A 6,384-nucleotide genomic window follows, 5' to 3' on the forward strand; every position below is an offset into this window, starting at 1 on the left:
TGGGGAGGCGGCGGGCAGCATGCGCCGTCAGCGAACAGTGCGTTGAGGAGGCATGTCCGGTAGGTGGCGCGCGTTAAGGTCACAAGCAAAGCCAATCGATTACGACGCATCGGAAGGTGACGCTGTGACCAGCCCGCCGACCTTCTACCAGCCGACCGGCTCCGGGCCCGAGTCGATGAGCCAGCCAACCGGCTCGTTCAGGCTCGAAGACCAGCTCTACCAGCGGCTGCTGCGTGAGCGCATCATCGTGCTGGGCACCCAGGTCAACGACGAGATCGCCAACCGGATCTGCGCCGAGCTGCTCCTGCTCGCCGCGGACGACTCAGAGCGCGATATCTGGCTCTACATCAACTCGCCAGGCGGTTCCGTGACCGCTGGTATGGCGATTTACGACATGATGGAATATGTGCCTAACGATGTGTGCACGGTCGCGATGGGTCTGGCCGCCTCCATGGGCCAGTTCCTTCTGTGCGCCGGCGAGCGGGGCAAGCGATACGCCCTGCCGCACGCCCGCATCATGATGCACCAGCCTTCCGGCGGCATCGGCGGCACCGCCGCCGACATCGCCATCCAGGCGGAGCAGATGCTCTACGTCAAGAAGACCCTCGCCGAGCGCATCGCGTTCCACACCGGCCAGAATCTCGAGCAGATCGAGGCCGACTCCGACCGCGACCGCTGGTTCACGGCCGAGGAGGCCAAGGACTACGGCTTCATCGACCAGGTCGTGCGCAGCGCTCGGCAGGTGCCCTCCACGGGCGCCGTCTCCTGAAGGGGCACAAGGTGAGTGAGTTGATCCGGCCGGGAGACATCAACGGCCGCTACGTTCTTCCGTCCTTCACCGAGCGCACGTCCTACGGCATGCGGGAGATGAACCCGTACGCCAAGCTCTTCGAGGACCGCATCATCTTCCTCGGCGTGCAGGTGGACGACGCGTCAGCCAACGACGTCATGGCGCAGTTGCTGACCCTGGAGTCGCTCGACCCCGACCGCGACATCAGCATCTACATCAACTCGCCGGGCGGTTCGTTCACCGCCATGACGGCGATCTACGACACGATGCAGTTCGTCCGGCCGGAGATCCAGACGGTCTGCCTGGGCCAGGCGGCCTCGGCGGCGGCGGTCCTGCTGGCCGGCGGCACGCCGGGCAAGCGCTTCGCCCTGCCGAACGCCCGCATGCTGATCCACCAGCCGTCCACCGAGGGCGGCGGCCAGGGAAGCGACATCGAGATCCAGGCGCGCGAGATCCTCAGGATGCGCTCGCAGATGGAGATGATCATCGCTCAGCACTCGGGCAGGGCACCGGAGGCGGTCCGCAAGGACATCGAGCGGGACAAGATCCTCGACGCCGTCGAGGCGAAGGAGTACGGGCTGATCGACGACATCATCCCGTCCCGCAAGAAACTCGCGAAGGCCGTAGCCTCCTAACGAGGCATATCGCACCGGAACCGTGCCGAATCAGGCACGTTCCGGTGCGACTCGCCGCTAGGGGGCTCACTGAGGGCTCAGAAGACGGTAACGTCGAAACCTAAGCGGGATGACTTTTCGATCGGGTATCGGGCCGGTCGGAAGAAACGGACCGCGGTAGCCAGGGCGGTCCCACGCAAAGGAGTATCTGGGGTGGCACGCATCGGCGACGGGGGAGACCTGCTGAAGTGCTCTTTCTGTGGAAAGAGTCAGAAGCAAGTCAAGAAGCTCATCGCCGGACCCGGCGTATACATCTGCGACGAGTGCATCGACCTCTGCAACGAGATCATCGAGGAGGAGCTCAGCGAGTCCTCTGAGCTCAAGTGGGACAGCCTTCCCAAGCCGAGGGAGATCTACGAATTCCTCGACGCCTACGTCATCGGTCAGGACCAGGCGAAGAAGGCTCTCTCCGTGGCGGTCTACAACCACTACAAGCGGGTGCAGTCCGGCGAGCGCGGGCGTGACGACGGCATTGAGCTGTCCAAGTCCAACATCCTGCTCCTGGGCCCCACCGGTTCCGGCAAGACACTGCTCGCCCAGACGTTGGCGAAGATGCTGAACGTTCCGTTCGCCATCGCCGACGCCACCGCCCTGACGGAGGCGGGCTACGTGGGCGAGGACGTCGAGAACATACTGCTCAAGCTGATCCAGGCCGCCGACTACGACGTCAAGAAGGCCGAGACCGGCATCATCTACATCGACGAGGTCGACAAGATCGCTCGTAAGAGCGAAAATCCGTCGATCACCAGGGACGTCTCCGGCGAGGGCGTGCAGCAGGCCCTGCTGAAGATCCTGGAGGGCACGACCGCGAGCGTGCCGCCACAGGGCGGACGTAAGCATCCGCACCAGGAGTTCATCCAGATCGACACCACCAATGTGCTGTTCATCTGTGGTGGGGCCTTCGCCGGTCTTGAAAAGATCATCGAGTCCCGGGTCGGCCGCAAGGGGATCGGTTTCAACGCGATCATCCGCTCCAAGGAGGACATCGACAGCGCCGACATCTTCGAGAACGTCATGCCCGAGGACCTGCTGAAGTTCGGCATGATCCCCGAGTTCGTCGGCCGGCTTCCGGTGATCACGAGTGTCCACAACCTCGACCGTGAGGCGCTCATCCAGATCCTCACCGAGCCGCGTAACGCCCTCGTCAAGCAGTACCGTCGGCTGTTCGAGCTGGACAACGTCGAGCTCGAATTCACCGACGACGCGCTGGAGGCCATCGCCGATCAGGCGATCCTCCGAGGCACCGGCGCCCGCGGCCTGCGGGCGATCCTGGAGGAGGTTCTCCTCTCGGTGATGTACGAGGTGCCCTCGCGGCAGGACGTGGCGCGAGTGGTGATCACCCGCGAGTCGGTTCTGGAGCACGTCAATCCCACGCTCGTCCCGCGCGACCAGCTCAACAAGCAGCAGCGGCCGCCGCGGGAGAAGTCGGCGTAGAAGTCCGCGCGAGCCGCTCCAGGCTCGCACGAGTGGTGCCCCCCGTGGATTCTCCCGCGAGGGGCACCGCCTGTTTCCGGCTGACCGACTCCCGCGACGTATCCAGTTGAGGCCGCCGATGTCCCTCTCCGCCCCTGCTTCGTATCTGCGGGTATCCGCCGATTCTGGTCACCTGTTCGCCGGAGCCCGCGGGTGCCTGCTTCGTATCCGCCGGTGTCCGCTCGGTGTTCGTCGGCCTGCAACGGGGAGGGGAGCATCTCGTTCGCCGGAAGAAGTCACAGGAGAAGCGATCCATAGGACGGTCCGTGGGACGGGGGACACGCGGACATCCCTAGACTTGGGCATCGTGACGACGCCAGAGCTGCCCACCCAGTACGCACCCGCCGACGTGGAGACCCGGAGCTACGAGCGCTGGGTATCGGAGGGACACTTCACCGCCGACCCGAGCAGCGAGCGCGAGCCGTACAGCATCGTCCTGCCTCCGCCGAACGTGACCGGTGTCCTGCACATCGGCCACGCCCTCGACCACTCCATCCAGGACGCGCTGACCCGCCGCGCTCGCATGCGCGGCCAGGAGACGCTCTGGCTGCCCGGCATGGACCACGCGGGCATCGCGACCCAGAACGTCGTCGAGCGCGAGATCGCGAAGAACGGTCTGTCCCGGCACGACCTCGGCCGTGAGGCGTTCGTCGAGCGCGTCTGGCAGTGGAAGGAGGAGTCCGGTGGCCGGATCCTCGGCCAGATGAAGAAGCTCGGCGACGGTGTCGACTGGTCGCGCGAGCGCTTCACCATGGACCCCGGTCTCTCCCGAGCAGTGCAGACGATCTTCAAGAAGCTTTTCGACGACGGGCTCATCTACCGTGCCGAGCGCATCATCAACTGGTGCCCGCGCTGCCTGACCGCGCTGTCGGACATCGAGGTCGAGCACAGCGAGGACGAGGGCGAGCTCGTCTCGATCCGCTACGGCGACGGCGACGACTCCATCGTGGTCGCCACCACCCGGGCCGAGACGATGCTCGGCGACACCGCTGTGGCGGTGCACCCCTCCGACGAGCGCTACGCGCACCTGATCGGCCGCGAGGTGGGGCTGCCGCTCACCGGTCGCCGCATCCCGATCGTCGCCGACGAGCACGTCGACCCGGCCTTCGGTACGGGAGCGGTCAAGGTCACCCCGGCGCACGACCCGAATGACTTCGAGATCGGGCGACGCCACTCGCTGCCGTCCTTGGCGGTGATGGACGAGCGCGGGGTGGTCACCGCACACGGCCCGTTCCAGGGGCTCGATCGCTTCGAGGCCAGGCCCGCGGTGGTGGCCGCGCTCCGTGCGGATGGAAGGATCGTCGCGGAGAAGCGCCCCTACCTCCACTCGGTCGGGCACTGCTCTCGCTGCAAGACCGTGATCGAGCCCCGGCTCTCGCTCCAGTGGTTCGTCAACGTCTCGCCCCTGGCCAAGGCGGCCGGCGACGCGGTCCGTGACGGCCGGACGAAGATCCACCCGCCGGAGCTGGCCAAGCGCTACTTCGACTGGGTCGACGACATGCACGACTGGTGCATCTCCCGGCAGTTGTGGTGGGGGCACCGCATCCCGGTCTGGTACGGCCCGGACGGCGAGGTCGTCTGTGTCGGCCCTGACGAGCAGGCGCCCGAGGGTTACGTCCAGGACCCCGATGTCCTCGACACCTGGTTCTCCTCGGGGCTCTGGCCGTTCTCCACTCTCGGCTGGCCGGACAAGACGCCGGAACTGGCGAAGTTCTACCCGACCTCCGTCCTGGTGACCGGCTACGACATCCTGTTCTTCTGGGTGGCCCGGATGATGATGTTCGGCATCTACGCCATGGACGGCGAGCCGCCGTTCCGGACCGTGGCACTGCACGGCATGGTCCGTGACCAGTACGGAAAGAAGATGTCGAAGTCGTTCGGCAACGTCGTCGACCCGCTCGACTGGGTCGAGCGCTTCGGTGCCGACGCCACCCGCTTCACGCTGCTGCGCGGTGCCAACCCCGGCTCCGACGTGGCGATCAGCGAGGAATGGGCCGGGGGTTCGCGCAACTTCTGCAACAAGATCTGGAACGCCACCCGCTTCGCGTTGATGAACGGCGCCGTGACGGGTGAGCTCCCGATCGAGAAGCTGACGGCCGCCGACCGCTGGATCCTTTCCAGGCTCCAGGAGGTCGTCGCGTCGGTGGACACCGCGTTCGAAAACTTCGAGTTCGCCAAGATCTCAGACCTGCTGTACCACTTCGCGTGGGACGAGGTCTGTGACTGGTACGTGGAGCTCGCCAAGATCCAGATCGCTTCCGGCCAGGAGCACACCCGGCTCGTGCTGGGTCATGTCTTCGACGCGCTGCTCCGGTTGCTCCACCCTCTGGTGCCGTTCGTCACCGAGGAACTGTGGCGTGCGGTCACCGGGCGTGAGTCGATCGTCGTCGCACCCTGGCCGACGGTTCAGGACTCGTTGCGCGACCCCTCGGCGGAGGAAGAGATCCTCGCCGTGCAGGGATTGATCACCGAGGTGCGCAGATTCCGTTCCGACCAGGGGCTCAAGCCTGGCCAGAGGGTCGCTGCGAGGCTCTCTCTCGCGGGTACGGCACTCGTGCCTCACGAAGGGGCGATCAGGTCTCTGCTCCGGCTCGACCAGCCGTCCGAGTCGTTCGCCGCGACCGCCAGTCTCGATGTGGCCGGAATCGCCGTGGAGATCGACACGGCGGGGACGATCGACGTGGCCGCCGAGCGTAAGCGGCTGGAGAAGGACCTCGCGGCAGCGCGCAAGGAGGCGGCCCAGGTCGCCGCCAAGCTCGGCAACGAGCAGTTCATGGCCAAGGCACCCGACGACGTGGTGACCAAGGTGCGCTCCCGTGCCGCGCAGGCGGATCAGGACATCGAACGACTGCTCGCCCAGCTGGCGGCGCTTCCGGCCGGCTGACCGGCTGAGGGGAGTTCGTGGCAGGGACTCGGGTCGACCTGGTGATCGGGAACTCGACCTGATGAGTGTCCAGGACAGGCAGCTGTCTTGACGAGAACCCGGGGTCTCTTGACCCCGGGTTCTCGTGTTTGGGAGTTGGTGTCCCAGGGAAGACCTAGTTCTTACCGGAAAGTTGGTCATCGCAGCCCTAGGGGGCTGCTAGAGTTCTTCATGCAGGGCAGCGTCCTGCACTCCCTCTCTGAAAATCTCGACAAACCGGATGTGTCCGAGTGATTGGACAACGATCGGATGTTGGAGTAAGTTAGAGGGGTTGCCCTGGAAACGGGGTGGTCGCAATCCTAGCGGGTTCGGCGGGTTCGAGTCGAGGGTTGGGAAATCCGACAGTTTGACACGAAACCGACACTCCCGATAAGATAGTGATACGAAATGGAACGCCCCGGAGTTCTGCCGGACCGGTTGGTCGGGTGTGGGTGATGGTGTACGCGTCCGTTTCTTGAGAACTCAACAGTGTGTTAAAAGCCAGTGCATGAAGCACAACCCCGTCCTACCCGCTTCGGTGGGGG

General features: G+C 65.3%; 4 protein-coding genes. All 4 read left to right on the forward strand.

The window, feature by feature from the left end; genetic code table 11:
- The first annotated feature begins 124 nt into the window (after window positions 1-124).
- The 4 genes from ACFY3V_RS10870 (at window position 125) to ACFY3V_RS10885 (ending at window position 5,821) form a co-directional block, all read left to right on the forward strand.
- Window positions 125-769, forward strand: a complete 645-nt coding sequence (locus ACFY3V_RS10870) for a ClpP family protease (protein ID WP_386206743.1) — start codon at window positions 125-127, stop codon at window positions 767-769.
- 11 nt (window positions 770-780) lie between these two features.
- Window positions 781-1,425 (forward strand): ATP-dependent Clp protease proteolytic subunit, encoded by a 645-nt coding sequence (locus ACFY3V_RS10875; RefSeq protein ID WP_350949522.1) that lies wholly within the window; start codon window positions 781-783, stop codon window positions 1,423-1,425.
- 192 nt (window positions 1,426-1,617) lie between these two features.
- Window positions 1,618-2,898, forward strand: coding sequence for an ATP-dependent Clp protease ATP-binding subunit ClpX (gene clpX / locus ACFY3V_RS10880; RefSeq protein ID WP_350949523.1), 1,281 nt, complete (start codon window positions 1,618-1,620; stop codon window positions 2,896-2,898).
- A 337-nt stretch (window positions 2,899-3,235) separates the two neighbouring features.
- Window positions 3,236-5,821, forward strand: a complete 2,586-nt coding sequence (locus ACFY3V_RS10885; RefSeq protein ID WP_389772178.1) for a valine--tRNA ligase — start codon at window positions 3,236-3,238, stop codon at window positions 5,819-5,821.
- Window positions 5,822-6,384: the final 563 nt, after the last annotated feature.

Source organism: Streptosporangium sp. NPDC000095, from assembly GCF_042899335.1.
Lineage (GTDB): Bacteria > Actinomycetota > Actinomycetes > Streptosporangiales > Streptosporangiaceae > Streptosporangium.